We start from the raw sequence: 26,944 nt of genomic DNA on the forward strand, positions 1-26,944 counted from the left end.
CGTTATCGTTGGGCGAGCGCGCACCGCGCTGGAAAACTTGTAACCCGATGTGGGGAGGACGATTCGTGACCGGCGAGTCGAACACCGGACGCGGCGAGAGATCCGAGCCCGCCCGCCGCGCACAGCCCACCAACGGCGGGCTACGACAGTTCCTCGAATCGGCCCGCGCCCAGCAGCAACAGCGCCTCCAGGCCGAGCAGGGTCGGTCGGCACAGGAGTCCCAGCAGGCGCAGGAGCCGCTCGCGGACCATCGGCACCCGCAGCCCCAGGATTCACCGGCGGCGCCGGGTCTAAACGCGCAAAATCCGCGCGGTGCCGAGCGGCCCGCACAAAATCCGCGTGCCGAGCGACCCGGCGGTCTCCAGCCGAGCGCGGGGGATCGGCCACGCGTCGAACAACCTGCCTCCGATCCGGCGCCGGGGTTCGGTCGCGCGAGTTCGCCGCTCGACCGGGCGACCCTCCGGATCCCGATGCCCGCCGATCCGCCGGGGCCAGCGCCGGACAGCGCGTTCGATCCGCGCCAGGGGCTCGCGCACGACTCGCGCCCGGGGCTCGCGCGCGATTCCCGTAGGGGGCCCGCGCATGAGCCGGGCCCGCAGCAGAGGCATGATTCGCCGCCCGAGCATCTGACGCAGCGGCTGCCCGTCCAGCCCGATCCGCCCCGGTCGCACTCGGAGCAGGTGCGGCCCACCGATGCGACACCGAACGAACCGCTGACCCGTCGGCTCCCGATCCCGCCGACATCGGCTGCACCCACGGCCCATCCGGACGATGACGTCATCGCGACCGACGCGCTGGCGATCGAGCACAACCACCGAGCCGGAGGCTCGCGCAGCAGCGCAGGTCGTCACGGCCCGGCTGGCGATGTGCCGAGGGGCTCCGCTCACCCCGACGCAGGCGAATCGCCCACGGAGGTGATGAGCGCGGTCCCGCCGACCGCTGGGACGGCAGGTGGTGCCCAGCCGACGCTGCGATTCGGGTCCACGGCGTCGGCAGCGAACGAACCGGCCCAGGCCGAAAACGGCCCCGAGAACGCGCATGAGCGCGAGTGGGCCTCGCACGCTCCGTCCGAGGACACCGTCGGAACGCAGAAAACCGCCGCCTACGCCTACTCGGAGCAGAGCCGGGCAGACCTCGAAGCCGGCTCGGCGGGCGCCGAACCGCCCCGCCCACCGGCCCCACGCGCACCGGGCGAGCGTCGCCCGATTTCCCGGCAGCCGGAGGAATCGAAGAAGCGTCCCGAGTTCCTGCAGATCATGCAGTCGCCGAAGGCACGCAAGATCGGTATCGCGGTCGGCGCCCTGTTCGGCCTCGGCCTGCTCGGCTATGTGGCCGACCTGGCCATGTCCTCCGGTGAGGTGCCGCGTGGTGTGGTGGTCGCCGGGGTCGAGATCGGCGGCATGGACAAATCCGCGGCCGACGCCCAGCTGCGCGCCGAATTGGATGGTCGAGCGGGCCGGGAACTGCCCGTGACGATCGGCGATGTGCAGACCACCCTGGTGCCGGGCTCAGCGGGCCTCAGCGTCGACTGGGACGGCACCTGGGATCGGATCGGCGATCAGCCGCTCAACCCGATCACCCGCCTGACCTCGTTGTTCGGCACCGAGACGGTGGAGGTCGATACCGCCGTCGACGAGCAGGCGCTCGGCAAAACGTTCGACGCGCTGCGGGTGCACGACCGCCCCACCGTCGAGGGCACCATCGTCTTCGAGAACGCTCGGCCGGTGGCGGTGGCTCCGGTCCCCGGCCGAGTGCTCGATGCGGCCGCTGCCCGCGAGGTGCTCGTGCACAACTGGGTCGCGGGCACACCGATGAACCTGCCGGTGGTACCCGCCCCGGTCGCCGTTCGCCAGGACGCGATCGACCAGGCGTTGCAGCAGATCGCCCAGCCCGCGGTGTCGGCGCCGGTGATCTTCGACGGTAAGGGCGGTAAGGCCCAGCTGGTTCCCGAGCAGATCGCCACCATCGTGTCGTTCGCGCCGGACGGCAACGGCGGTCTGACCCCGCGCATCGATCAGAAGGTCGCCACCGACCTGCTGGCTCCGCAGCTGAAGGAGTCCGAGGTCGAGCCCAAGGACGCGACCTTCACCCTCACCGGCGGCAAACCGACGGTGGTTCCGTCGGTGGTCGGCGACAAGATCAACTGGCAGAAGACCCTCGAACCGCTCGCGACCTTGCTGGCCGCGCCCGCGCCGCAGCGCACCGCGCCCGCGGTGTACGAGAAGGTGGAGCCGAAGCTGACCACCGAAGCGGCTGCCGGCCTCGGCATCGTGGAGCCGATGGGCGAATTCACCACCGGCGGATTCAGCGGGCCGTCCGGGGTGAATATCCGGACCGTCGCCAGGAAGGTCAACGGCGCCGTCGTGAAACCCGGAGAAACCTTCTCGCTCAACGAGTTCACCGGCCCGCGCGGCACAGCCGAGGGCTATGTCGAATCCGGCATCATCGACCACGGCCGGCCGAGCAAGGCGGTCGGCGGCGGTATCAGCCAGTTCGCCACCACGCTCTACAACGCGGCCTATTTCGCCGGTCTGGAAGACGCCGGTCACACCGAGCACAGCTATTACATCTCGCGGTATCCGGCAGCCCGCGAAGCGACGGTCTTCGATGGCGCCATCGACCTCAGCTTCCGCAACAACACCGCCAACGGCATCTATATCGAGGCCTCCGCGAACAATTCCGAAGTGACCGTGCGGATCTGGGGCACCAAGACCGTCGAGGTGGAATCCATCACCGGCGAACGCACCAAGCCGACCAAACCCAAGACCATCACCCTGCCCAAGGGTGATGGCTGCATCGCTACCGAGGGCGCTGACGGTTTCACCGTCAGCGACACCCGGGTGATCACCGATATCGCTACCGGCAGGGAAGTTTCGCGGACCACCCGGACCGTGAAATACGATCCGATCCCGATCGTCAAATGTGAGTAGCGGCCGGCCCGGTCATCCCGAGGCGGCTCGGCGCGCGGTGGTCAGCGCCCCGCGCCGGGCACCAGCCGGTACAGCATCCACGGCCGCCGCGGGAATTCCGGCGCGTAGATGCGTGCGATCATGCCGCGGTTGCGCCGGGTGACGGGGTCGCGCACCAGCACCCGATCGCGGTGCAGCTCCTCGGGCCGCAGCGGTGCCGCCCACATCTGATCCCATTCCGGTGCGCGTCCGCAGCGGTCGGCGATCTCAGCGATCCGTTTGTCGTCGGCGAGCCCCGGTGACAGCACCCGGAACGCATTCACCAGCAGCCGCGCTTCCGCCGCCCATTCCGGCAGCACCGCTTTCGCGGCCGGGTTCAAGAACATCCATTCCAGCGCGTTCGTCCCCGCTTCCACACCGGGAAACCACCGCTGATAAGCGGAATTGGCGGCGACGATATCGAAGGTCGGAAATACCTGGAAGCAGGCGGGATGGGTCAGGCTGCGCAGATCCGCCAGATCGTCGGGCGTCGGGGTGTCCGGTGCCGCACCGAGCCCGCTCGGCAGGAAGTCCGGGCGGGTCAGGCTGCTGATATGCCCGCGGAACCACACCGGAACCTGCAAGGCGTCGAACAGGTGCGACAGGGTTTCCGAACTGGGTTCGCGTGCACCGCTTTCGACCTCTTCGGCGACCACTCGCGGAACCCGCGCCCGCACCGCCATTTCGCCGCAGCTCATTCCTACCGAATGCCGCCGTTCCCGAACGTATTCGCCGATCGTGTAGCGCTGTTCGATCATGTCCCCTCACCGCTTTCGCCTGAAACCACGAAACCGGCACAGCGGAGCGCCGAAAATCGCCTCTGCCGCGCCGGATGTCACATTGCGCAGAACTCGGTACCGAGAAGGCAAACGATAGGCGCCGATCCCTACCTCGGCGCATTCCTGCACCGAGTCGTCGCTCATTCGTTACCCCAGCCTTCGAAAGCTTTGCAGCGAAAGGCAATCGGTATCGCGCGCAGAGTATGGCACACCTGTCCGGGCACCGCAGAAGCGGCCGGCGCCGAGCACATCGGCGCGAAATCGCCTCGGTCCGGGGAGAAGTCGGCGTTACCGGCCCGCGTTACAGCGGGGTGCGCATCAGGATGACGTTGTACTGGTTGTGCACGGTGAGCAGGAAGTACAGGTCGCCGCCGGTTTGGTAGGGGTAGATCATCGGGGCGTAGGCCGTGGGGAGGGCGGCGGCTTCGACGAGAGTGCGGGGTGGGCTCCACGGGCCCTCGGGGGCGGGGGCGGTGCGCAGCACGACGGAGTTGAAGGGGTCGGTGGTGAGCATGACGTACTGGCCGAGGTGGTCGTTCCACTGCACCGACAGTTCGGCGACGCCGCCGACGATCGGCGCTGCGGCCTTGGCGTCGTTGGGCTTCCAGCCGTGGCCGTCCCAGTATTCGTAGGCGTCCAGGTTGGCGATCTCGTGCTCTCTGACCCGGGAGATGTAGCCGGCGTGGTCGCGGCCCGCCGGGGTGCCGTACTTGTAGACGTAGCCGCCGGCCTTGACGAAGGCGTTCTGCTGGAACTTCTCGAATCCGTCGATGTTGGCGCGGCGGGTGGTGGGCAGTTGGGCCCAGGTCTGGCCGCCGTCACCGGAGACGGCGAGGGTCGCGAAATTGGTGTCCCACTTGCCGTGATCGCCCCAGCTGCGCACCGACATCATGGACATGTACTGCACCCCGCCCACGGAGATGCCCGCGGTGGGGATGAGGCTGATCTCGATGCCCGGAATCTTGGGGCTCGGCAGTGGATTGGGCACAGCGCCGTCGAACATGATGCCATCGGACGGGTCGGGATCATGGCTGCGGAACAGCACGTTGCTCGTCCAGGCCCACACGCTGCCCGCGAGCAGGTTCGGCACACCGAGCCCGGCGCTGTCGCCGAAGGCGGTGATCATGCCGCCGCGCCCGTCGTCCCACATGATGCCGAGATCGGTGCCGAGCACGTTGACGTTCTGCGTCCGGTTCGGGCTGTCCATGCCGGTGACCTGGAAGATCGCCTGCGTGGGCCCGGGCAGCGCGGGCAACCCGCGCGGCTGGCCGTTCAGCCCCGGAATCGGATTGACGTTGTTCGGATCCGCGATGGCGGGCCCCGCCAGAACCATCGAACACACCGCACCCACCGCTCCGACGCGGGCAAGCGTGGCCAACGATCGGTTCAGCTTCACCGTTTCCTCCTGGACAGATCCCACCCGGTTCGAACGCAAGGAGAACCTTATCCGGGCCCGCCGACACCCGCCAGGCGGAGACACGACACCCAGACACACGAAAGAGCGGCCCGGAAATTCCGAGCCGCTCTTTCGCTTTTGCTCTACTTGCCACCTGATCTCGTAAGATCCGGGTAACTCACCGGGTACGGGCTAACCCACCCCGGCACTCACCGCAGGCCGCCAACGCGACTCCCACGGCACCTGAATCCGGCCAAAATCCCGGAGAGGCGGGCGGGCCTAGAAAGCGGCTTCGTCGAGCTCCATGATGTCGTTGTCCAGGTTGGACAGCACCGTGCGGGTGGCGGTCAGCTCCGGCAGGACGTTGCGGGCGAAGAACTGCGCGACCGCGACCTTGCCCTTGTAGAACGCCTCGTCGGCGCCGGTGACGCCCTCGTCCAGCTTGGCGCCTGCCACCTCGGCCTGACGCAGCAGCTGCCAGCCGATGAGCAGGTCACCGACGGCCAGCAGGAAGCGCACCGAACCCAGGCCGACCTTGTACAGCTCGGTCGGCTGCTCCTGGGCGCCCATCAGGTGCCCGGTCAGGGTGGCGGCCATGGCCTGCACATCCTCGAGCGCGGTGGCGAGCAGCTTGCGCTCACCCTTGAGCCGGCCGTTGCCCGCCTCGGCGTCGATGAACTTCTGGATCTGGCCGGCCACGTGCGCCAGCGCCACACCACGATCGCGGGCGATCTTGCGGAAGAAGAAGTCCTGCGCCTGGATGGCGGTGGTGCCCTCGTAGAGCGAGTCGATCTTCGCGTCGCGGATGTACTGCTCGATCGGGTAGTCCTGCAGGAAGCCGGAGCCACCGAAGGTCTGCAGCGATTCGGTCAGGTACTGGTAGGCGCGCTCGGAACCGACGCCCTTGACGATCGGCAGCAGCAGATCGTTGACGCGGAACGCGGTGTCCTTGTCCGCACCCGAGACCAGCTGGGCGATGTCCTCGTTCTGGTGCGCGGCGGTGTAGAGGTACACCGCGCGCAGGCCCTCGGCGTAGGCCTTCTGCATGGCCAGCGAGCGACGCACATCCGGGTGGTGGGTGATGGTGACGCGCGGCGCGGTCTTGTCGGTCATCTGGGTCAGGTCCGCACCCTGCACCCGCTCCTTGGCGAAGTCGAGGGCGTTCAGGTAACCGGTCGACAGCGTCGCGATGGCCTTGGTGCCCACCATCATGCGCGCGTTCTCGATGACGTCGAACATCTGCGCGATGCCGTTGTGCACCTCGCCGACCAGCCAGCCCTTGGCGGGGATGCCGTGGCCACCGAAGGTGACCTCACAGGTGGCCGAGACCTTGATGCCCATCTTGTGCTCGACGTTGGTGACGAAGACGCCGTTGCGGTCGCCGAGGGTCTGGGTCTCGAAGTCGAAGTGGTACTTCGGCACGAAGAACAGCGACAGGCCCTTGGTGCCGGGGCCCGCGCCCTCGGGGCGGGCCAGCACCAGGTGCATGATGTTCTCGAACAGGTCGTCGGAGTCACCGGAGGTGATGAAGCGCTTGACGCCCTCGATGTGCCAGGAGCCGTCCTCCTGCTTGATGGCCTTGGTGCGGCCGGCGCCGACGTCGGAGCCCGCGTCGGGCTCGGTCAGCACCATGGTGGCGCCCCAGTTGCGCTCGGCGATGATCTGAGCCCACTTCTTCTGCTCATCGGTGCCGTTGTTGTAGAAGACCTGCGCGAAGCCCGCGCCCGCACCGTACATCTGCGCGGGCGGGTTGGCGCCGAGGATCATCTCGCTCAACGCCCAGACGACGCTGGAGGGGGCGCCGAGGCCGCCGAGCTCCTCGCGGACGCCGACCTTCATCCACTCGCCGTCTTCCAGGGCGCGGTAGGACTTCTTGAAGGCCTCGGGGAGGGTGACGGTGTGGGTTTCCGGATCGAAGACCGGCGGGTTGCGGTCGCCCTCGACGAAGGAGTCGGCCAGCGGGCCCTCGGCCAGGCGCCGGACCTCGTTGAGCATTTCCTTCACGGTGTCGGTGTCCAGGTCACCGTAGGCGCCGCTGTCCAGCACCGAGCCGATGCCGAGCACCTCGAAGAGGTTGAACTCCAGGTCGCGGACGTTGCTCTTGTAATGGCCCATGTCTGCTACTCACTCTCCATCGAGTTGGTGCGGTCGGTTGTTCTGCCGTTCCCGCCCGTTGTCGCCTCCGGGTAGCCATACCGGTTTTCCGCATGCTACTCGCGGGTAACTTATTCGCCATATTACCGGCCAGTAAGGCGGTCGCAAAGACGAAATCAGCCAATGTGACGCGATGAACACGCCACCCCTCGCCGGGCCGGCGGCTGGCAGCTGACCTGCGGTTACTGTGAGGTGTGCGGATCGAGACGAGTGCCGGGCCCGCCGAGGTGCAGCTGCGCCGTCCGCGCGGCGCCGGGTTCCTCCTGCTGCTGACCCACGGCGCGGGCGGCGGCGTCGATACCAAAGACATTCTGGCTGTTCGCGATTCGGCCCTCGACGCCGGTGGGGCGGTGGGCCTGGTGACCCAGCCGTACCGGGTCGCGGGCGGGCGGGCGCCAGGATCGGCGGTGAAACAGGACGCGGCCTGGGTGGAGATCGTCGAGGCCGTGCGCAGGCGGGTGGGTAAGAAGCTGCCGCTCATCCAGGGTGGGCGCAGCAACGGGGCGCGGGTGGCGTGCCGGACCGCGATCGAGGTGGGCGCGCGCGGAGTGATCGCGCTGGCGTTCCCGCTGCACCCGCCGGGTAAGCCGGAGAAATCCCGGCGCGATGAGCTGCTGGCGACCGGCGATATCGAGGTGGTGGTGATCAACGGCGGTAGCGACCCGTTCGGCATCCCGGATCCGGGCGATGCCGCCGAGGTCTGCGTTATCCCGGGTCAGCCGCATTCTTTCCGGACGGGCTTCGACGTCATCGGTGCGACGGCGGGCAGATGGCTGACGCGATGGAGCGTCGTCGGATAGCCCACTGGCCCGGACCGCGCGCACGGGCGTCGACCGCTGACGGACACAGGGCTTCCCGGCCTGTTGAGGCCGGGGCGATATCTGACGCGCCTTGGTGCAGAGCGACGACTGATCGTGCCGTCCGGTCCACAGTCCAGCGGCCACGACCTGTGGACTGTTCCCCTAGTCGGACGGCGCCGGCTGCTCCGGTTCCAGATCCGCCCGGGACGCGATGACCAGGGCGTCGATCGCGTCGCGGCCCTCGGTGGGGCGCTGAATGCGGTCGGCGACCCTGATGTGGATATCGGGGAGCCCCGCCAGATCGGCGACGATGTCGTCGGGCGTGAACAGAATCTCCGGGTCCTGTGGTCCGCCGTAACCGTCGGTGAGATTGGTGCTGTCGTGGCCGAGCACCAGCAGGGTGGCGCCCGGGCTCAGCAGTCGCGCCACCTGCCGCACCAGGGGGCGGCGCTGGGCGGCGGGTAGATGCAGGAACACCATCAGCACGAGCTCGTAGGGGCCGGTGATGCCGGTCGACTCGAAATCGGTGAGGTCGGCGCACTGCCAGGTGAGCCGCTCCCGGACCGAGCGCGACAGCCGGGTCGCGACCGTGCGCCCCTTATCGATGCCCACCTGCGAGAAATCCACCGCGTGCACCCGCCAGCCGTGGGTGGCCAGCCACAGCGCGTTGCGGCCCTCGCCGCAGGCCAGGTCGAGCGCGCGCGGCAGATCGGGGACGACGCCGTCGGGGCCCGGATGCAGCGGCGTCACCCGATCCAGCCCGAAGACGTGCTCCACCACGGTGCTGTTCGGCGGTGCGCCCCACACCAATTCACCCTGCGCGTACCGCGCATCCCATTCGGCCGCGTCCATAGCGGCCAGTGTATTGACACCCACCGGGGTGCCTCGGCAACCCGGCGGCCCCGCTGCCCGCCTCAGCGGTCCGTGAGCCCAGTGCTGACCAGCCCGCACCTAGGGGCGAGCTGGTCAGCGTGACACCCCGGCAAAACCCCGCCGCGCGTCACCGCTCCGACCCGGCGCATTCGGCCCGCTGCGCGGCTGCGCTCGCGATCACGCGTGCGTTGGTCTCGTTCGCTGTCGTTGTGAACCGGTGTCACCGGGCCCGTCCCCGACTGTGCGACCGCGCGATCAGGCGGCGAACTCCGGCAGCCACTCCACGGGCGTCGACGCACGAACGTGGATCAGCACGTCGAAGGCGTCGGCGAGCGAGCCGACCGTGATGAAGGCTTCATCGTCCTTGGCCGGGTCGTAGATCCCGCTGATCGTGCGCATTTTCACCGGCCCGCGCCGCCACCGGTCGACCGGTTCGGGAGCGTCGCCGTGCAGGTCGACGAAGAAGGCGGGCAGATCGATCGCGCCGAGCTGGGCGTCGATCAAGTCGGGCGCCGGGTCCGGTGCGATCGCGACACCGAGATCGCCGTGATGGAAGCCGACCGCGACGGCGCGGTACTGCGCGCCGAATTCGGCCCGCAGATGGACCCCCGCGCCGCGGAATAGGGCCGGGTCGGTGCGCCCGACTCCGGCGTCGGCACCCGCGGTATGACCGATCCCGTCCCAGTAGACGATCTTCGCGCCGGTCCGTCGCTGCCGCTCGATGATGGTCTCGGCCGAACGCCGCTCGTCCCTGGCGAATCCGCCCTGACCGGCGACGCTGTACTGATGGAAATCGACGATCATCCGCATGCGCGCGGCGATCTCCTCGGGGACCCCGGCCAGCTGTTCGATCAGGTGCAGGGCATCACGGGCGTGTTCGATGAACGGGCGGCCGGGATGAATCCCCTGGTGACGCTGTACATGTTCGTCCACGCGGTGCGCGGTGCGGATCGGATCGAGATGGGATCGCAGCTGTGCCAGCGCATCCGGTGCCTCGGTGCGGACGTGATCGAGCACGGCGTCGTAATCGGCGGGTTCGGCGGCGGGCGGTTCGATGCCGAACACCGTGACCGGGTCGTCGGGATGCTGTTCGTTGAACGCGCGGATCCAGTCGAGGGCGGCCACCATGTCCGCGGTCCGCCACGGCCGCCAGGCCCCGGCGAGCGCTGTCGCCGGATCGCCCTGGCCGGTGCGGACGTAGGCGTCGAGCCGTTCGCCGGAGCGGGCGCCGTCCTGGATCGCCAGGGCCCGGAAACCGTGCTGCTGCACCAGCGCCCGGAAGATGCGCTCGCGCACGCCGAAGGTCTGCCGGGAGAACCGGGTCGACTCGCCGATGCCCACGACGCTCGCCTCGGCGAGTCGCGCGATCAGCGGATCGAGATCGGCGCCGACGGCGTCGGATTCGGTGCGCAGCGGGCGGGCGCGTGCCCGCAGCCACTGCTGGGTTTCGGCGATGTCCGAGATCAGTTGCGCGGTCATGATGGTCCTCCCGGTTGATCGTGTGTGATCCCCAGGCTCGTACATCAACCTTTGTTCAGGTCAAGTTAGTCATCGGGGCCTTCGATTCGCTCGGGTGCGCCGTGGGGCTGGTCCGTCGACGCGTAACGCTGCGGCCGTCAGCCGAGCTGTGCGCGGGCTCGGAAACGCGACGATGCCCGCGCCGGACAGCGCGGGCATCGACGACCTTGGATCGGGTCTACAGGCGGGTGCGCATCAGCAGCACGTTGTACTGGCTGTGCACCGTGGTGAGGAAGTAGAGATCGCTCCCGGTCTGATACGGGAAGATCGAGGGCGCATAGGCGGTGGGCAACGCCCGGGTATCGATCAGCACCTCGGGCGCACTCCACGGACCCACCGGCGAGGACGCGCGGCGCATGACGACCGAGTTCCACGGATCGGTGGTGAGCGAGATGAACTGGCCGAGATAGTCGTTGTACATCACCGACAGCTCGCCGACGCCGTGCATGATGGGCGCCGCCTTGTTCACGTCGCGGATCCAGCCGGCGCCGTCCCAGTATTCGTAGGCGCCGAGATTCTGGATATCCGGCTCACGCACCCGCGAAATGTAGGCGGCGTTGTCGCGGCCGGACGGCGTGCCGTAGACGTAGACGAAGCCACCGTCCTTCACGAAGGCGTTCATCTGGAAGTTGGCGTTGCCGCCCTCGTTCGGGCGCCGGGTGGCGGTGAGATCGGCCCAGGTCTCGCCGTTGTCGGCGGAGGCGGCCAGGCCGGAGAAGTTGGTGGTCCATTCGCCGGGCGCGTCCCAGGTCTTCACCGACATGGTGCTCATGTACTGCACGCCGCCCACCGAGATGCCCGCGGTGGGGATGCGGCTGATCTCGAGGAACGGAATCTTCGGGCTCGGAATCAGATCGCGGGCCTGGCCGAAGACATCGCGCACCACGCTGTCGAAGTAGATGCCGCCGGAGGGATCCTTGGTGTGGCTGCGCACCAGAATATTGCTGCGCCACGCCCACATACTGCCCGCGAGCAGGTTCGGGAAGCCGAGGCCCGCGGTATCGCCGAAGGCGGTGAGCATCTCGCCGTGGCCGTTGTCCCACATGATGCCGAGGTCGGTGCCGAGCACGTTGTAGTTCTGCGTGACGTTGGGGCTGGCCATGCCCGTCACCTGGAAGACGGCTTGGGTGCGGCCCGGCAGGTTCGGCAGGCCGTTGGTGCCGTTGAGCACCGGGATCGGGTTGATGGCGTTAGGGTTTGCCGTGGCCGGGGCGGTCGCGGTGAGAAGCAGGGCCGAGGCGCCCGCGAGCGCGGACATCAGGATGGACGCGGTTCTGCTCACAGGGGTGGGCCCTCCGGGGTCGCGCCGAAACGGGCCTCGATCCACGGAACGCACGCGTGTGTCGTGCACCACATTTCGACTGGCTGGCAAATCGTCGGAAATGCTAGCAGTGAAATCCCCAGAATTGGGGGGTTGCGCCTGCGACCGGGCGATTCCCAAACCTATTTCGGTGTTTTTCCACCCGATCCCAATGCTCGCCGCACGATCAGCGGCAACTGCGCAGCACGCTCGAGGGCGAACGCGCGGCGGGCCGAGGCGTGCCAGGCGCGGTCGATGAGGCGCTTGGCGGCGGCGACGGCGTCGGGCGGACGGGCCGCGATGCGGTCGGCGAGCTTCTCGGCCTCGGCCATCGGATCGGCGCTGATCTCGGTGATCAGCCCGATTCGGGCGGCGTGCGCGGCGCCGACGGTGTCGGCGGTCATGGCGAGCAGCAGGGCCTGATCGGCGCCGACGAGCCGGGCCAGCGTCGCGGTGCCGGACATATCCGGAATGAGACCGTGCTTCACCTCCATCACCGAGTATTCGGAATCGGGGGTGGCGAAACGGAAATCGGCGGCGAGCGCCAGCTGCAGGCCGCCGCCGTAGCAGCGCCCGTGGACGACCGCGATCACCGGAACCGGCAGCCGGCGCCAGGCCCAGCAGGCCTCCTGGAAGGTATTGGTGCCGCGCCAGGGCAGCGGAACGAAGTTGCGCACGATGGCGAGCGGATCGCCGGTGGCCGCGGCGATATCGAGTCCGCTGCTGAAGCTCGGCCCCGCGCCGGAGAGGATGACCGCGCGCACGTCGCGCCGCTCGGCCACCGCGTGCGCGGCGCTCACCAGATCGCGCAGCATCTCGATGGTCAGGCCGTTGTGCTTGTCCGGCCGGTTCAGCGTGACGTAGGCGCGTTCACCTTCGAACCGCACCGCGATGTGTGAGCCCATGGCATTATCTTACTCTGCGGTAAGTTCGTCCGTGGGGCGCTTTCGGGCACGCCGCGGCCCACGGTCCGTGGCATCGGTTCGCTGAGCGGGAGAGCGAGCCGAAGCCGGGTCACGCGGGGCCCGGCTCGAATAGTGTCGATCCCGGTGGTCGTCGACGATCCATGACGGCCAGGTGCTGCCCATCGAGAGGACATCCCATGACCGATCTGGTGCTGGTCGAACGGCGTGATGCGATCACCGTGCTGACCGTCAACCGTCCGGAAGCCCGCAATGCCATCGATCTGGCCACCGCGCAGGCCATCGAGGCGGCCGTGGACGCGTTCGAAGCCGATGTGCAGGCCCGGGTGCTGGTCCTCACCGGTGCGGGCGGCACATTCAGCGCCGGAATGGATCTGGTCGCCGCCTCGCGCGGCGAGATGCCGATGACGCCGCATCGCGGGCCGCTCGGGATCGCGGCGAAACCGCCCGCCAAGCCGATGATCTCGGCGGTGGAGGGCTATGCCCTGGCCGGTGGGTTCGAGCTGGCCCTGTCCGGCGACATGATCGTCGCCGCCCGCGACGCGCAGTTCGGGATCCCCGAGGTCAAGCGCGGGCTGGTCGCGGCGGGCGGTGGCGTACTGCGCCTGACGCAGCGACTACCGCGCAGCACCGCGGCCGAATTGGCCTTGACGGGTGGGCGGATCGGCGCCGAGCGGCTGTATCAGCTCGGCCTGGTCAATCGGGTCACCGAGCCGGGTGGTGCGCTCGATACCGCCCTCGAACTCGCCGCCGAGATCGCCGCGGCGGCGCCGCTGGCGGTCGCGGCGAGCAAGCGGATCATCGACGAATCGCCGGACTGGAGCAGCGCCGAGGCCTTTGCCAAACAGGGCGAGGTCGCCTTGCCCGCACTGTTCTCCAAGGATGCCGCCGAGGGGGCGCTGGCCTTCGCGCAGAAGCGCGAGCCGCAGTGGCAGGGACGCTGACCATCTGGCCGCGTGCTAACCGAGCCGATCGAGCAGTACTCGGGCGCAGCCGGCCGGGTCGTCGTAGAAGGGCGTATGCCCGCTGCCGCGCAGGGTGATGTGCTCGGCTTCCGGCAGCACGGCCCTGGCCCGGCGCGCCTGTGTGGCGTAGGTGAGCAGGATGTCGCGGTTGCCCCACGCGATGGTGACCGGGAGGCCGGCCAGGGCGCCGGGGTCGGGTAGGCGGAAGTCGGCGAAGGAGGCGAGGGCGTCGTCGAAGCCGGGGGCGTCCATGGCGCCGAGGGCGGTGGCGACGGCGGTCTCGGTATCCAGTGCCCACGGCTTGCCGATGACCAAGCTCAGGAAGGCGGTCCGCCCGGCCGCGGTGCCGAGCACTTTCCGCAGCGCGGGGCGCAGACGGTTGCCGATGGCCTTCGACTTGCCCAGCGACTGCTGGCACCAGATCCGGCCGGGGGTATCCCAGAAACCGATCGGCGAATAGGCCGTCACCGAGCGGGCCAGCCCGCGCGCGCCGAGGGTGAGCGAGATACCGCCGCCCATCGAATTTCCCGCCAGGTGCGGACGCTCGATGCCCTCGGCGGCGAGGAAATCGGCAAGGGCGTCGGCGAGCGTGCCGACGGTGGTGTGCGGCAACGGCGCCGATTCGCCGAAACCCGGCAGATCCACCGCGATCACCTCGAAGGATTCGGCCAGCGCCGGAATGATCGGCTCCCACACCTGCCTGCGGCTGCCGACGCCGTGCACAAGCACCAGCGGTTCGCCGGTGCCGAATCGGTCATGGCGCAGGGTGCTCATCGTGGGACTCCGATCGCTCGTGAGCCGTCAGATTAACAGCAGGCAGGCGACGTCAGTTGCCGTTCCTGCGGGTGGGCAGGCGGCCCGGCGAGCGGTACGATAAATGGTATGGCAACGCGTAAGGTCACCCTTTCGCTGGACGAATCCGCCTGGTCGTTCGCCGAGCAGGCCGCCGCCCGCGCGGGAATGTCACCGTCGGCCTGGATCTCCAAGGCCGCGCGCCGCGAAGCCGTGCGCACCGGCGTCGGGCCCATCCCCGAGCCCGCCGAGGTAGCAGCTCAGGCGGCCAGAGACGCGGCCGAGATGGCCGCCGCGGAGGAGGCGATGCGTGCGCAGGGGTGAACTCTGGCTGTATCACCCGCACGGATCGGCACCGCACCGCACCGTCGTGCTCATCAGCAGCGACGGCATCAACGAATCCCCGCGCCCCTGGCTGATCGCCGCCGAACTGCTCGAGCAGGATCCGCAGGACATCCTCGCCGTCCCGCTCGGCTCGCTCGGCTGGGTGCACGCGGGCAATATCGGCCGGATCTATCGCGGCTGGCTGGCCGAACGGGTGGACGAGGCCGACGCCGAGACGATGGATCGCCTCGATACCGCGCTGCGCGCCGCGATGGATCTCTGAGTACCTGTGGAATACCCCGAAAACGCCGTTTCGGGTTGCGGACTCCGTATCGCTACGACTACACACGGGCGTGGATCCGCGCCGTCACGCGATGCGGACCCGCCGGCCCGGCGCCCTCGCCGGCCCGGCTGCTACACCCCTGAGAGAGGAATTCGGTGCGGATCAAGCTGATTGCCACGGCGCTCATCGCCCTGCCGCTGCTGGCTGCGTGCGGCAGCAGCGATGCCGAGGCGGCCACCGTCACGGAGGCGGACCTGTCCAAATCCATGCAGGACAAGGGCATGCAGGACAAGGCGCTCGCCGATTGCGTGGCGAAGGTCTTTGTCGCCGAGGGCATCTCCCAAGACGGATTGCGCACGCTGCTGTCCGGCGAGCACGACCCACAGTCGCCGGACGCGGAGAACTTCGGCATGAGCAAGGAAGACGCCGACAAGACCCGCTCGGCGCAGGCCAAGATCGTCACCGAATGCGTGAAGCTGCCGAGCTGACCCGATGAGCGGCGCGCGGATCAGATCGCGATGACGATCTCGATCCGCGCCCGCGACCCGGCCACCAGATCCTCGGCGACGCGGACCGGCTTCTTCACCGGCAACACATACGTGCCCCTGGACTTGTCGGGGAACAGCGACGTCGACCATCGGCTGCCACCGATCGTGACCCGGACCCGCACCGAGCCGAACCCGCCCGAGCGGTGCCCGTAGATCTCCTCGATCTCATCGGCGATGTCCTCGGGCAGATCGACGAAATGCCACGCGCCCTGCCCGTGGTGTTCCCACACGCGCGCCGTAAACGTGTACCGCTCGCCAGTCACGACGCGACCATAGCCCGGGGCACCGACAGGTGTGCGTTTCGATCGCGCTGCGCGTAACCGGTGATCTCGGCGGCGCGTTGGGTGATCGTTGGCCGATGACATCCGCGACATCTGTTTCCGACGCTGAGCTGGACGCGACCTTCGCGCCGATTTTCGACCGGATCGCCGCGGGCGCGGTCGAGCGGGAGATCGACCGGCGGTTGCCGCACGAGGAAATCGGCTGGCTGAAAGCGGCAGGTTTCGGCGCGCTGCGGGCCCCGGTGGAGGCCGGTGGCTTCGGCGTGACCGTCCGCCAGCTGTTCCGGCTGCTCATCGATCTCGCCGCCGCCGAATCCAATCTGCCGCAGGCGCTGCGGGTGCATTTCTCCTTCGTCGAGGATCAGTTGCTCGCCGAACCCGGCCCGACCCGCGACGCCTGGTTGCGCGCGGTCGGGGCGGGCACGCTGGTCGGCAATGCCATCACCGAGCCGGGTGTGGGCGCCGTCGACCGCTACCGGACCACGCTCACCCCTCGGGGTGACCATTGGCTGCTCAACGGCGTCAAGTACTACAGCACCGGCTCGCTCTACGCCGATCACATCCTGGTGGCCGCCGACCGCGACGGCGAGCGGGTGGGGGTGCTGGTCGACGCCGACGCCGACGGGGTCCGGCAGCACGACGACTGGGACGGCTTCGGGCAACGACTCACCGCCAGCGGCACCACCGAATTCACCGACGTCGTGGTGACCGAAGAACGCATCCTCGGCCCCGGCTACGGTGCGCCCGGCCCCACCTACGCGACCTCGTACCTGCAACTGGTCCAGCTCGCCGTGCTCGCAGGCATCGCCGCGCGCGCCGAACGCGATGCCAGGGCCTGGGTCGTCGAACGCACCCGCACCTACACCCATGCCGCCGCCGATCTGCCGCGCGCCGATCCGCTGGTGCAGCAGGTGATCGGGCGGCTGTCGGCGGCCGCGTTCGGGGCTCGGGCCAGTGTGCTGGCGGTGGCCGATGTGCTCGACGAGGTGCTCGCCAGCGGAGCGACCGACGAGAAATCGCTGGCGGCAGCCGAACTGGCGGCCGCGCAGGCGCAGCTCGGCGTCATCGATACCGTGCTCGCGGCGACCACCCAGCTGTTCGAGGTGGGTGGGGCGTCGGTGGTCTCGGAGCGGCTGCGGCTGGACCGGCATTGGCGTAATGCCCGCACCATCTCGGTGCACAATCCGGCGATTTTCAAGGCACGGGCCATCGGCGATCACCTGCTCAACGGCACCGACCTGCCGTTCGCGTGGAGCGCGGGTGCGCGCGGCGAGGCGGTGGCCCGATGAGCAGACGGATCCGTTTCAATGCCTTCGATATGAACTGCGTCGCCCATCAGTCACCCGGGCTGTGGCGCCATCCCGACGATCAATCGCACCGCTACAAAGACCTGTCCTACTGGACCGAGCTGGCGAAACTGTTGGAGCGCGGGCGGTTCGACGGCATCTTCATCGCCGACGTGCTCGGCACCTACGACGTCTACGGCGGCGACGACACCGCCGCGCTGCGCCAGGCCGCGCAGATCCCGCTGGCCGATCCGCTGCTGCTGGTGTCGGCGATGGCCGCGGTCACCGAGCATCTCGGCTTCGGCATCACCACCGGCACCGGATTCGAGCATCCGTATCCGTTCGCGCGCAGGCTGTCCACTCTCGATCACCTCACCAAGGGGCGGCTCGGCTGGAATGTGGTGACCGGCTATCTGCCTTCGGCGGCCCGGAATTTCGGCGCCGACGATCAGCTCGATCACGATGAGCGCTACAACCAGGCCGACGAATACCTCGAGGTGCTCTACAAGCTGTGGGAGGGTTCCTGGGAGGACGACGCCGTGGTCCGCGACCGCGAACGCGGCATCTATGTCGACCCGGCCAAGGTGCACCACATCGGGCACCGTGGCAAGCATTTCACCGTGCCGGGTGTGCATCTGTCGGAGCCGTCGCCGCAGCGCACCCCCGTCATCTATCAGGCGGGCGCATCACCACGCGGGGTGCGGTTCGCGGCCGAGAACGCCGAGGCGATCTTCATCGCGGGACCGTCGAAACGGGTGCTCGCGCAGACGGTCGCGCGGGTGCGCGACGCCCTCGAGGCTGCGGGCCGGGATCGGTACGCCGCCCGCATCTACGCCCTCGCCACCATCATCACCGATGCGACCGACGACGCCGCCCAACGCAAACACGAGGAGTACCTGTCCTACGCCAGCGTGGAGGGCGGGCTGGTGTTCATGTCCGGCTGGATGGGTATCGACCTGTCCGAATACGACCTCGACGACCCGATCGGCGAAGTCGAGAGCAACGCGATCCAATCCGCGGTGGCGGCCTTCCAGGAATTCGACGATGACGGACGTGAATGGACGGTCCGCGATATCGGCCGGTGGGCGGGTATCGGCGGTATGGGCCCGGTCTTCGTCGGTTCCGGCGAAACCGTCGCCGACCGCTTGCAGGAATGGGTCGACGGCACCGATCTGGACGGCTTCAACCTCGCCTACGCGATCACTCCCGGCAGCTTCGAAGACATTGTCCGGCACGTGGTTCCGGTGCTGACCGAGCGCGGTGTCTATGCCACCGAATATCAACCGGGCACGCTGCGCAATGCGCTCTTCGGCGCCGGTGATCGGCTTCCTGAGGAACATCGTGGAGCGCGCTACCGGCTGGGTGGTCCTGGATCGACGGCCCTGCCGGACGAGGCCGTCCGTCGAGTCGCGGCAGCGCCGTCGGTGTAGATCGGACGGACCGGAGAGCGGTTGATCCGGTCCACCGGGCAGTCGAACAGGGGTGTCGGCCGAATCGGCACGCGCGGCCTGCGGCCCGGCGCCAGGCCCTGCGCCGCCCCGTTCAGAACGAGCCGAGAAATATCCCGGCCACCGCCTCCAGCCCGAGGCGGTCGATGGTGTCGAAGCGAGCGGGTAGCGGGCTGTCCAGATCGAGGACCCCGACCAGCTCACCCTGCCGCACCAGCGGGACCACGATTTCCGAGCGGGTGTCGGCGTCGCAGGCGATATGGCCGGGGAAGGCGTGCACGTCGGGGACGAGCTGGGTGACGCGGGTGGTGGCGGCGGTGCCACAGACCCCGCGGCCGAGGGCGATCCGCACGCAGGCGGGCTTGCCCTGGAACGGCCCCACCACCAGCTCGTGCCCGTCGAAGAAATAGAAGCCCGCCCAATTGAGATCGGCCAGGGTGTGGAACAGCAGCGCGGACAGGTTCGCGGCATTGGCGATCCGGTCGGATTCGCCGGCGACCAGTGCCCGCGCCTGTTCGGCGAGACCGCGGTACTGCTCGGTGCGGTCCCCGCTCAGTTCGGTGACGGTGAACGACATGCCGCCATGGTATGCGTCATCGTCATACGGTCTCCCTATTGATTCTGCGTGATCGCAATACTGCCGGAAGAGATTGGCCACCAGCACCATTCACCCATGACAACGCAGCATTCCGCTTCCCGCTCCACCCGTTCGGCCGCGGTGATCGGCGCCGGCCAGACCGGCGTCACTGCGGCGCTCGGCCTGCTCGACGCAGGCTTCGACGTCACCCTCTACAGCGATCGCGATCAGCGTGCGCTCCGCGACGATGTGCCCGCCACCGGTACCGCCCTCGAATTCGGTGAGACCCAGCAGGCCGAGGCCGCGCTCGGACTGGACAGCTACACCGGGCGCGCGCCGAGGCACACCGGGCTCAGCGCGCGCATCGTCGGGCCGGACAAGGCCGAGCTCATCGCCTTCGACGGACAGTTCGACGGCTATGTGGGCGTCGCGGTCGACACCAGGCTCAAAGCCGACGAGCGGCTCAGCACCTTCCGGGAGCGCGGCGGCGCCTTCCTCGTCGAACCGGTCACACCCGAAACGCTGGACACCATCGCGGCCGCCAATGACCTGACCCTCGTCGCGACCGGCAAGGCCGGACTGTCCGAGCTGTTCGCCATCGATCCGCAGCGCACCGTCTACGACAAGCCACAACGTTCCCTGCTGACCGTCACCGTCACCGGGCTCGGCCATGATCAGGGCGTGTTCGCCCACCGCGGCCAGGCCGGCGGAGCGCACAGCGGCTTCTCCATCATCGCCGACCAGGGCGAAGGCTGGTGGGGCCCGTATCTGCACAAGGACGCGGGCCCGAGCTGGGCGTTCCTCGGCTGGGCCCGCCCGGGCAGCGAATGGGAATCGCGTTTCGCCGCAGCCGATTCCGCCGAGTCCGCGCTGCGCATCGTCAAGGACCTCTACCGCGATTTCGCCGAATGGGATCTGCCGGAAGTGCTCGCCACCGAGGTGATCGCCGAGGACCCGCATTCCTGGCTGAAGGGCGCGGTGCGGCCGGTGGTCCGGGCCGGAGTCGGGCATACGGCCAACGGGCATGTGGTCGCCGCGCTCGGTGACACCGCGGTCGCCTACGACCCGATCGCCGGGCAGGGCGCCCAGAGCGGCTTGATCCAGGCCCAGCGGCTGATCGCGGCGGCCGCCGTGCACGACGGCCCGTTCGACGCGGCGTGGTTGCAAGCGCAGTACGACAGCTTCCTCGCCGCCCGCAGCGACGCCGCGAACAAGGTGACCAGGCTGTTCCTCAGCGACCCCGCGCTCGGGGAGATCGCCGAACCGTTCTTCGCGGCCGCGGCCGTCGAACCGCGGTTCGCGTCGGCGCTGGTGGGTCTGCTGCACCGGCCGCAGCCCTTGCTCGCCATCGATTCGGCTGCCGACGCCGCCGCCTACATCACGCAGGTCACCGGGGTCGACGCCGCCGAGCTGCTCGGCCGGTTCGCACCGGCGGGCCGGTTCGAGCGGTCGTCGTTCGCGCCCGCGCTGGCAGTGGGCTGACCCGGCGATCCGATCGCACAGATTCAAACCCTCGTCCGGCCACCGGCCCGGTGCTGAAGTGGATGGTGCGCCGACCGTCCGCCCGGCACCGGCCCGGCGGCCCGACGAACCCGACCTTGGAGCAACTATGACCACCGAGCAGATCGCCGACCGGATCCGGTTCGCCTATTGGGTGCCCAATGTGAGTGGTGGCCTGGTGACCAGCGATATCGAGCAGCGCACCAGCTGGGATTTCGAGTACAACAAGCAACTGGCGCAGACCGCGGAGAACAATGGTTTCGAGTACGCGCTCTCGCAGGTGCGCTATACCGCCTCCTACGGCGCGGAATTCCAGCACGAGTCCACCTCGTTCAGCTTGGCCCTGCTCGGCGCCACTGAGCGGCTGAAGGTGATCGCGGCGGTGCATCCCGGACTGTGGCATCCGGCGGTGCTGGCGAAGTTCGGCGCGACCGCGGATCATCTGTCCAACGGCCGATTCGCCATCAACGTGGTGTCCGGTTGGTTCGCCGGTGAATTCACCGCGCTCGGTGAACCATGGCTCGAACACGACGAAAGATACCGGCGCAGCGCAGAATTCCTCGAGGTGATCCGCAAGATCTGGACCGAGGACAATGTGAACTACGGCGGCGATTTCTACCGCATCCGTGATTTCACGCTGAAGCCGAAACCGCTCAATACCCCGGAACGCCCCAATCCCGAACTGTTCCAAGGCGGTAACTCGACCCCGGCCCGCCGCAATGGTGGCCGCTACGCCGACTGGTACTTCTCCAACGGCAAGGATTTCGACGGCGTCACCGAACAACTGGACGATCTGCGCGCGGTCGCCCGCGAGCATCAGCGGGAGGTGAAGTTCGGCCTCAACGGGTTCATCATCGCCCGCGACACCGAGAAAGAAGCCCGCGATACCCTCCGCGAAATCATCGAGAAGGCGAACAAACCCGCGGTGCAGGGTTTCCGCGATGCGGTCCAGCAGGCCGGCGCCGCCACCCGCGACGGCAAGGGAATGTGGGCCGACTCCACCTTCGAGGATCTCGTGCAATACAACGACGGATTCCGCACCCAGCTGATCGGCACACCCGAGCAGGTAGCCGAACGGATCGTGGCCTACCGCGATCTCGGCGTCGACCTCATCCTCGGCGGATTCCTGCACTTCCAGGAGGAGATCGAATACTTCGGGGCCAAGGTGCTGCCGCTGGTACGGGAACTGGAGGCGGCGCGCACGCCCGTCGCGGCCGGACGATGACCGCCGTCGGCGCCGCCCGCATCACCTCGGCCGCGCAGGCCCGCGCGGTGGCCATCCGGCTCGCGCACGAGTTCGCCGGCGGCGCGGCGGCGCGGGATCGGGAACGCGAGTTGCCCTATGCGCAAATAGATCAGCTGTCCTCCTCTGGACTGCTCGCCATCACCGTGCCCGCCGAGTTCGGTGGCGCGCAGTTGCCGCCGAGCGTGGTAGCCGACGTGCTGCGCATACTCGCCGCGGCCGATCCGAATATCGCGCAGATCCCGCACAGCCACTTCGTGTACCTGAACCTGCTGCGGTTGGCCGGTTCGCCGCAGCAGCGGAGCCGGTATTTCGGTGCGGTGCTGGACGGCGCCCGGATCGCGAATGCACAGTCCGAGCGCACGGGTTCGACGGTCGCCGATATCTCCACCACGGTCCGCCCGGCGGCTTCCGGGTATCGCATCGACGGCACGAAGTTCTACTGCACCGGGTCACTGTTCGCCGACATCCTCGCGGTGCTCACCAGGCTCGACGACCCGGAGAGCCGGTCCGGCCTGCCGCCGGGGGAGTACGTCGCCTTCCTGCCGGCCGACACCGACGGAGTACGGATCATCGACGACTGGCACGGCATCGGCCAGCGCACCACCGGCAGCGGCACCGTCGAATTCGACGGGGTGCTGGTCTCCGGCGATCAGCTGGTCGCCCGGGCGGCAGCGGTCGGCGCGCCCAGTGGCTACGGCGCGTTCGCGCAGCTGCTCCACGCGGCGATCGATACCGGTATCGCCCGCGGAGCGCTCGACGCGGCAACGGAATTCGTGCGCACCAAGTCGAGGCCGTGGTTCGAGGCAGCGGTGGACCGGGCCGTGGACGATCCACTGCTGGTCCAGCGTTTCGGGGAACTGGCGGTCGCCGTGCGGACGGCGGAGGCCACATTGTCGGCTGCTGCGGCAACCGTCGACGCCGCCACGGCAGAGGGTCCACAGCGCACCGCCGATCTGCCGCAGGACAACCGGGCTCGACCGCAGGCGGCGGGCGCTCGGCCACGGCACGACCCGCCCGGTGCCACGACGCCGGACAGCGTTGCCGAAGCCTCGATCGCGGTCGCCACCGCGAAGGTCGTCGCCGATCGCGCGGCGAACGACGTATCCGCCGCGCTGTTCGAGGTCTCCGGGACCCGCAGCGCCGCAGCCGAAGCCAACCTGCACCACTTCTGGCGCAATGCCCGCACCCATACCCTGCACGATCCGGTCCGATGGAAGTACCAGCACATCGGGCGGTCGGTGCTGCACGGCACCCCGCCACCGCTGCACGGTGTGATCTGAGAAGTGAGGAGACGAAAGTGGCAGTGACGGTGGTCGTCGGCAATCCGAAACCGGCCTCGCGCACCCTGGCCGCGGCGAGGCTGCTCGCCGAAACCCTGCAACCGGAATCCGAACCGGCCGTGGTGGATCTGGTGTCGTTCGGACCCGCCCTGCTGTCGTGGGGCGATCCACAGGTCGGCGCGGCGGTACGGACGGTGGCCGCCTCCGAACTGGTGGTATTCGCCAGCCCCACCTTCAAGGCCACCTACACCGGCCTGCTGAAGCTGTTTCTCGAACAGTTCGACGGCGGCACCGGATTGGCCGGGGTGGTCGCCGTACCGCTGATGCTCGGCGCCGGACCGGCACACGCCCTCGCGCCGGACTTGCTGCTCAAGCCCGTGCTGGTGGAATTGGGGGCGACGGCCCTGCCCGGGCTCTATCTGTCGGATCAGACCTTCCGCGAAGACGGCGTCATCGCCGGCTACGCCGAGCGGTGGCGCCCGGCGGTCGCGGCGCTGGCCGGAACAGGAGTGGCCAACCATGGATGAACTGTTCTCCGCACCCGCCGACGGCGCCGGACTGCGCCGCGCGTTCGCGAATTTCCCCAGCGGTGTCGTCGCGGTCTGCGCGCAGCTCGACGGGGTGCCGCACGGTTTGGCGGTGGCGACCTTCGTGCCCGTCTCGCTCGATCCGCCGCTGGTGTCGTTCTGCGTGCAGAACACCTCGACCACCTGGCCGCGCCTGACCGGCGCCGATCAGCTCGGGCTCAGCCTGCTCGGTACCGAACAGCAGGATGCCGCCCGCGCACTCGGCAGCCGGTCCGCCGACCGCTTCCAGGGGCTGGAACTGCATCACGGCAGTGGTGACGCGGTGTTCATCGACGGTGCCTCGGCCTGGATCGAAGGGACCGTGCAGGCGCAGGTTCCTGCGGGTGATCACCAGGTCGTCATCCTCAGCGTCGACCGCATCGCCACCCATCCGCACCGCGAACCGCTCATCTTCCACGGCTCCCGCTTCCGGCTGTTGCGCGCCGGCTGAGCCGCGACGCGCTGTCGTCCACCGGACGCGACACGCGCGGGCGTCCGGTTTCGGTCGTGGGGGTTGCGGTGTCCCGCGGGGTAACCCATCGTGGAAGACGCTGGGTCAGGGCTTTTGTTCTACAGTCCAGTCGTACCCGAACGACGAGCGAAGGGGGCCGAAGTGGCGCGAACTGTGCGGATCGATCCGGATGCGGTGAACACCTACAAGGTGGTCGCGGATCAGGTGGCAGGTGAGCTCGCGGGTGCGGCGGCCCGATTGGAGCCTGGCACCGATATCTCTCGTATCGCCGCGGGCGTCGGGCTGCTCGGCGCCGATTTCGCGACCGAGTTCGTCGCGGCCGTCGCCGACGACCACACCGCGTTGACCACCGCCGCGACGCTGGTCACCGCCTACGGGCAGACGGTGCAGGGGCAGGCCGCCGCGGCCGCCGACCTGGACGCCACCGCCGCCACCGCACTCGGCCGGGCGGGTGAGCAGGCATGAAACCGATCTCCGATCCGCCCATGGTCACGGTGCTGGCCGAACCGCTGCGGCGCTTGCGTTCCGGGCTCGGCTCGGGCGCACCCGCGCCCGATCAGCAGGTGCTCGGCGCCTTGACCACCGCCTCGGCCACCGCCGACGCCACCGAATCCACCCAGACCCGTGGTCTGCACGCGCTGGAATCGTCGTGGTCGGGCCAGGCCGCCGACACCGCGGTTCCCGTCATCCGCACCACTCGCAGTGAGATCGGCGCGGTGGCCGACCGGGGGCCGCAGTACGCGGCGCTGCTGTCGGACGCGCACGGCACCAGCAGCCGCGCCGCCCGCGAGGTCGACGTCATCATCGACGATTTCCGGCGGGACGCCCGCGCCATCCTGGACACCGCCACCTCCGCCCCGGAAACCGACGCCGTGATCGACCGTGCCGCCCAAGCCATCCGGGAGGCACTCGGCGTGGTGAACACCGCCCAGGGCGAAATGGACGGCCATCGGCAGCGGTTGCGCGATATGGGTCCGATGACGATGACCACCCCGCAGGGTGTGCTGACCACCCCCGGCACCACCATCCCCGGAACCACCACAACCGTGCCGGGCACCGTGCCGGGCCAGCCGATGGACCCGGCGCTGGTGATGCAGTTGCAGTTGCAGCAGCAGCTCGTGGCGGCGGGTGTGCAGCTCGGCACCACCGCCATCGATGCCGGGGTGGAACTCGGCACGAAGATCATCGACCGGATCGCCGACGTGGGCCTGAAAGTGGTCGACACGGTCGGCGCCCAGGCAGGCACCGCGATCGAGCGGGCCCTCAACCCGGACAAGGCCGACGACGCCGAGACCGGCCCCGCCTCGACCGCACCCGCCGGTACTCCGGGGAGCCCGGTCCCGCCGAAGGCATTCGACTTCGGTGGCGGGCCCGCGCCGAAACCGGAGACGGCCCCGTCGGCCCCCGGTGCCGCGATGGCGGCCCCGCCCCCGGCGCCGCCGCGTTCGATTCCCGCCGAGCCCAAGCCGTCCGACGACGGCGGCGCGGGCGGTGGCCCGTTCGCCGCACCGCCGCCGCCTTCGGGTGGGCACCACGGCGGCATGGTCGTTCCGCCCGGCGCCGGCCAGGGCGGCGGCGATCAGGAACGCAAGCCGCGGCCGGGGCAGCTCGGCGTGACCGTTCCGGCGGCCCTGCCGACCATGGTCACCGCACCCGCGATCGGCGCCGACGACGACCGATGAGCGACAACCCGTTCGACCCCGGGCTGCCGATGGTGCGGGTACCGCCGCGCAAACGCGGGCGCAGGCGCAGGCCGCCACCTGCGGCCGCCGCGCCGCCGGACGGGCCCGGGCAACGGGAAGGCAGCTGGGACGACTGGCTCGAAACCCCCACCGGCCCACTGGAACCGCCCGCGGTCGCCGAGCAACCCGCCGCCGACGACCTCGAACAGTGGCAGCAGGAGCCGGAATACGACGCCCCCGAGGAGACCGTCGCCGCCTACCGCGACCACGAGCCGTCGCTGCTGCCGCCGCTGATCGATCGCAGCGGAAAGATCGGTGGCGGCCGACGTCAACCCCGGGCGATGCGCTCGACCAGCGATGACGGCGGCAGCGGCGGCCGCGCGCTGAGCATCCTGATGGGTGTGGGGCTGGCCATCGGGATCGCAGCTGTCGCCGTCGTCATCTCGACCTCGACCGACGGCGACGACAAACGCACCGTGACCGCCGACGTCCGCGGACAAGCACCCGACTCGGCCGAGCAGCCCAACGGCGGCAACCAGCTGCCGACCGCCACGGCCACGCCCACGTCGGCACCGCCCGAATCGCCCGCCGAATCGCCGCCCTACGCCGCCGACGGCTGCGTGCAGCAGCTCGACGGCACCGGCGGAGCCGTGGTCTCCGGAACGCCGACCGGCGGAACGGGTTCCGGTGCCGACGCGATCTTCGGCTTCGAACACGCCTACTACGTCGCCCGCGACGGCCACCGCGCCCGCAATTTCGTCACCGCCGACGCCGCGGTCTCCGATGCCGCGGGCATCGACCGCGGCATCGCCCAGGTCCCGCTCGGCACCCGCTACTGCGTCACCATCACCCCGCTCGCCGATTCGGCTCCCGAGCGCTTCCTCGTCGACCTGGTCCAGCAGTACCCCGGCGAGCCCCCCGACACCTTCCACCAGATCATCACCGTCGCCACCCTGGACGGCCACACCCGCATCACCCGCATCGAAAAGGCGCCGAGCTGAGG

At 69.2% G+C, this 26,944-nt stretch carries 26 protein-coding genes; 16 read left to right on the forward strand and 10 right to left on the reverse strand.

What is annotated here, in order from left to right; all coding sequences use genetic code 11:
* The first annotated feature begins 65 nt into the window (after positions 1-65).
* The gene (locus AC5W7N_RS06000; RefSeq protein WP_495923381.1) at positions 66-2,930 is read left to right on the forward strand and encodes a VanW family protein; all 2,865 of its coding nucleotides are present in this window, start codon (positions 66-68) and stop codon (positions 2,928-2,930) included.
* Between the two features lie 41 nt (positions 2,931-2,971).
* On the opposite strand, the gene AC5W7N_RS06005 is transcribed toward AC5W7N_RS06000, so the two are convergent.
* The 3 genes from AC5W7N_RS06005 to AC5W7N_RS06015 all read right to left on the reverse strand — a co-directional run bounded on the left by AC5W7N_RS06005 (position 2,972) and on the right by AC5W7N_RS06015 (position 7,238).
* Positions 2,972-3,706 carry a helix-turn-helix domain-containing protein gene (locus AC5W7N_RS06005; RefSeq protein WP_495923382.1) on the reverse strand — a complete coding sequence of 245 codons (735 nt, stop codon included), beginning with the start codon at positions 3,704-3,706 and terminating at the stop codon, positions 2,972-2,974.
* 322 nt (positions 3,707-4,028) lie between these two features.
* Entirely contained in the window at positions 4,029-5,117 is a 1,089-nt protein-coding gene (locus AC5W7N_RS06010) for a glycoside hydrolase family 183 protein (RefSeq protein WP_495924040.1), read from the reverse strand.
* A gap of 285 nt (positions 5,118-5,402) precedes the next feature.
* On the reverse strand, positions 5,403-7,238 hold the full coding sequence (locus AC5W7N_RS06015; protein ID WP_163814512.1) for an acyl-CoA dehydrogenase: 1,836 nt from the start codon (positions 7,236-7,238) through the stop codon (positions 5,403-5,405).
* A 233-nt stretch (positions 7,239-7,471) separates the two neighbouring features.
* Here AC5W7N_RS06015 and AC5W7N_RS06020 point away from each other — a divergent pair, with 233 nt between their 5' ends.
* Entirely contained in the window at positions 7,472-8,077 is a 606-nt protein-coding gene (locus AC5W7N_RS06020; protein ID WP_163814513.1) for an alpha/beta hydrolase family protein, read from the forward strand.
* A 162-nt stretch (positions 8,078-8,239) separates the two neighbouring features.
* Here AC5W7N_RS06020 and AC5W7N_RS06025 read toward each other — a convergent pair whose 3' ends face one another.
* The 4 genes from AC5W7N_RS06025 to AC5W7N_RS06040 all read right to left on the reverse strand — a co-directional run bounded on the left by AC5W7N_RS06025 (position 8,240) and on the right by AC5W7N_RS06040 (position 12,673).
* On the reverse strand, positions 8,240-8,929 hold the full coding sequence (locus tag AC5W7N_RS06025) for a class I SAM-dependent methyltransferase (RefSeq protein ID WP_195020248.1): 690 nt from the start codon (positions 8,927-8,929) through the stop codon (positions 8,240-8,242).
* Positions 8,930-9,205: 276 nt separating this feature from the next.
* The gene (locus tag AC5W7N_RS06030; protein WP_163814515.1) at positions 9,206-10,429 is read right to left on the reverse strand and encodes an erythromycin esterase family protein; all 1,224 of its coding nucleotides are present in this window, start codon (positions 10,427-10,429) and stop codon (positions 9,206-9,208) included.
* A gap of 217 nt (positions 10,430-10,646) precedes the next feature.
* Positions 10,647-11,750, reverse strand: coding sequence for a glycoside hydrolase family 183 protein (locus AC5W7N_RS06035; protein WP_163814516.1), 1,104 nt, complete (start codon positions 11,748-11,750; stop codon positions 10,647-10,649).
* A gap of 161 nt (positions 11,751-11,911) precedes the next feature.
* Positions 11,912-12,673: a crotonase/enoyl-CoA hydratase family protein gene (locus AC5W7N_RS06040; RefSeq protein ID WP_195020247.1), complete on the reverse strand. Its 762-nt coding sequence runs from the start codon at positions 12,671-12,673 to the stop codon at positions 11,912-11,914.
* A 197-nt stretch (positions 12,674-12,870) separates the two neighbouring features.
* On the opposite strand from AC5W7N_RS06040, the gene AC5W7N_RS06045 reads away from it, so the two are divergent.
* Positions 12,871-13,635, forward strand: coding sequence for a crotonase/enoyl-CoA hydratase family protein (locus AC5W7N_RS06045; RefSeq protein WP_195006855.1), 765 nt, complete (start codon positions 12,871-12,873; stop codon positions 13,633-13,635).
* Positions 13,636-13,650: 15 nt separating this feature from the next.
* On the opposite strand, the gene AC5W7N_RS06050 is transcribed toward AC5W7N_RS06045, so the two are convergent.
* On the reverse strand, positions 13,651-14,430 hold the full coding sequence (locus tag AC5W7N_RS06050; RefSeq protein WP_163816127.1) for an alpha/beta fold hydrolase: 780 nt from the start codon (positions 14,428-14,430) through the stop codon (positions 13,651-13,653).
* Positions 14,431-14,538: 108 nt separating this feature from the next.
* Here AC5W7N_RS06050 and AC5W7N_RS06055 point away from each other — a divergent pair, with 108 nt between their 5' ends.
* The 3 genes from AC5W7N_RS06055 to AC5W7N_RS06065 all read left to right on the forward strand — a co-directional run bounded on the left by AC5W7N_RS06055 (position 14,539) and on the right by AC5W7N_RS06065 (position 15,543).
* A complete protein-coding gene (locus AC5W7N_RS06055; RefSeq protein ID WP_194992847.1) occupies positions 14,539-14,772 on the forward strand; it encodes a hypothetical protein in 234 nt (77 codons plus the stop codon).
* Positions 14,759-15,055: a type II toxin-antitoxin system PemK/MazF family toxin gene (locus AC5W7N_RS06060; protein ID WP_163816123.1), complete on the forward strand. Its 297-nt coding sequence runs from the start codon at positions 14,759-14,761 to the stop codon at positions 15,053-15,055. Before AC5W7N_RS06055 ends, AC5W7N_RS06060 begins: the two co-directional genes overlap by 14 nt.
* Positions 15,056-15,210: 155 nt before the next feature.
* Positions 15,211-15,543, forward strand: coding sequence for a hypothetical protein (locus tag AC5W7N_RS06065; RefSeq protein WP_163816121.1), 333 nt, complete (start codon positions 15,211-15,213; stop codon positions 15,541-15,543).
* Between the two features lie 20 nt (positions 15,544-15,563).
* Here the strand turns inward: AC5W7N_RS06065 and AC5W7N_RS06070 are convergent, their stop codons facing one another.
* Entirely contained in the window at positions 15,564-15,866 is a 303-nt protein-coding gene (locus AC5W7N_RS06070) for a DUF1905 domain-containing protein (RefSeq protein ID WP_309139032.1), read from the reverse strand.
* A 95-nt stretch (positions 15,867-15,961) separates the two neighbouring features.
* Between AC5W7N_RS06070 and AC5W7N_RS06075 the strand changes: the two genes are divergently transcribed.
* Positions 15,962-17,173, forward strand: a complete 1,212-nt coding sequence (locus tag AC5W7N_RS06075; RefSeq protein ID WP_195020246.1) for an acyl-CoA dehydrogenase family protein — start codon at positions 15,962-15,964, stop codon at positions 17,171-17,173.
* The gene (locus AC5W7N_RS06080) at positions 17,170-18,600 is read left to right on the forward strand and encodes an LLM class flavin-dependent oxidoreductase (RefSeq protein ID WP_195020245.1); all 1,431 of its coding nucleotides are present in this window, start codon (positions 17,170-17,172) and stop codon (positions 18,598-18,600) included. Before AC5W7N_RS06075 ends, AC5W7N_RS06080 begins: the two co-directional genes overlap by 4 nt.
* A gap of 112 nt (positions 18,601-18,712) precedes the next feature.
* On the opposite strand, the gene AC5W7N_RS06085 is transcribed toward AC5W7N_RS06080, so the two are convergent.
* Positions 18,713-19,195 (reverse strand): GAF domain-containing protein, encoded by a 483-nt coding sequence (locus tag AC5W7N_RS06085; protein WP_194992498.1) that lies wholly within the window; start codon positions 19,193-19,195, stop codon positions 18,713-18,715.
* Between the two features lie 96 nt (positions 19,196-19,291).
* On the opposite strand from AC5W7N_RS06085, the gene AC5W7N_RS06090 reads away from it, so the two are divergent.
* From AC5W7N_RS06090 to AC5W7N_RS06125, 8 genes are all read left to right on the forward strand, one after another.
* Entirely contained in the window at positions 19,292-20,677 is a 1,386-nt protein-coding gene (locus AC5W7N_RS06090) for a styrene monooxygenase/indole monooxygenase family protein (RefSeq protein ID WP_195020244.1), read from the forward strand.
* A gap of 127 nt (positions 20,678-20,804) precedes the next feature.
* Complete coding sequence (gene sfnG, locus AC5W7N_RS06095) at positions 20,805-21,920, forward strand: dimethylsulfone monooxygenase SfnG (RefSeq protein WP_195020243.1); 1,116 nt, start codon at positions 20,805-20,807, stop codon at positions 21,918-21,920.
* Positions 21,917-23,221: an acyl-CoA dehydrogenase family protein gene (locus tag AC5W7N_RS06100; protein ID WP_195020242.1), complete on the forward strand. Its 1,305-nt coding sequence runs from the start codon at positions 21,917-21,919 to the stop codon at positions 23,219-23,221. The genes sfnG and AC5W7N_RS06100 overlap by 4 nt, the downstream gene beginning before the upstream one ends.
* A gap of 17 nt (positions 23,222-23,238) precedes the next feature.
* Positions 23,239-23,748, forward strand: a complete 510-nt coding sequence (locus AC5W7N_RS06105; protein ID WP_195020241.1) for an NAD(P)H-dependent oxidoreductase — start codon at positions 23,239-23,241, stop codon at positions 23,746-23,748.
* A complete protein-coding gene (locus tag AC5W7N_RS06110) occupies positions 23,741-24,238 on the forward strand; it encodes a flavin reductase family protein (protein WP_495923383.1) in 498 nt (165 codons plus the stop codon). The genes AC5W7N_RS06105 and AC5W7N_RS06110 overlap by 8 nt, the downstream gene beginning before the upstream one ends.
* A gap of 162 nt (positions 24,239-24,400) precedes the next feature.
* The gene (locus tag AC5W7N_RS06115; RefSeq protein WP_495923384.1) at positions 24,401-24,724 is read left to right on the forward strand and encodes a hypothetical protein; all 324 of its coding nucleotides are present in this window, start codon (positions 24,401-24,403) and stop codon (positions 24,722-24,724) included.
* Entirely contained in the window at positions 24,721-25,941 is a 1,221-nt protein-coding gene (locus AC5W7N_RS06120; RefSeq protein WP_495923385.1) for a hypothetical protein, read from the forward strand. Before AC5W7N_RS06115 ends, AC5W7N_RS06120 begins: the two co-directional genes overlap by 4 nt.
* Entirely contained in the window at positions 25,938-26,942 is a 1,005-nt protein-coding gene (locus AC5W7N_RS06125) for a DUF8176 domain-containing protein (protein ID WP_495923386.1), read from the forward strand. Before AC5W7N_RS06120 ends, AC5W7N_RS06125 begins: the two co-directional genes overlap by 4 nt.
* Positions 26,943-26,944 lie beyond the last annotated feature (2 nt).

It is taken from the genome of Nocardia sp. CDC519 (assembly GCF_059509835.1).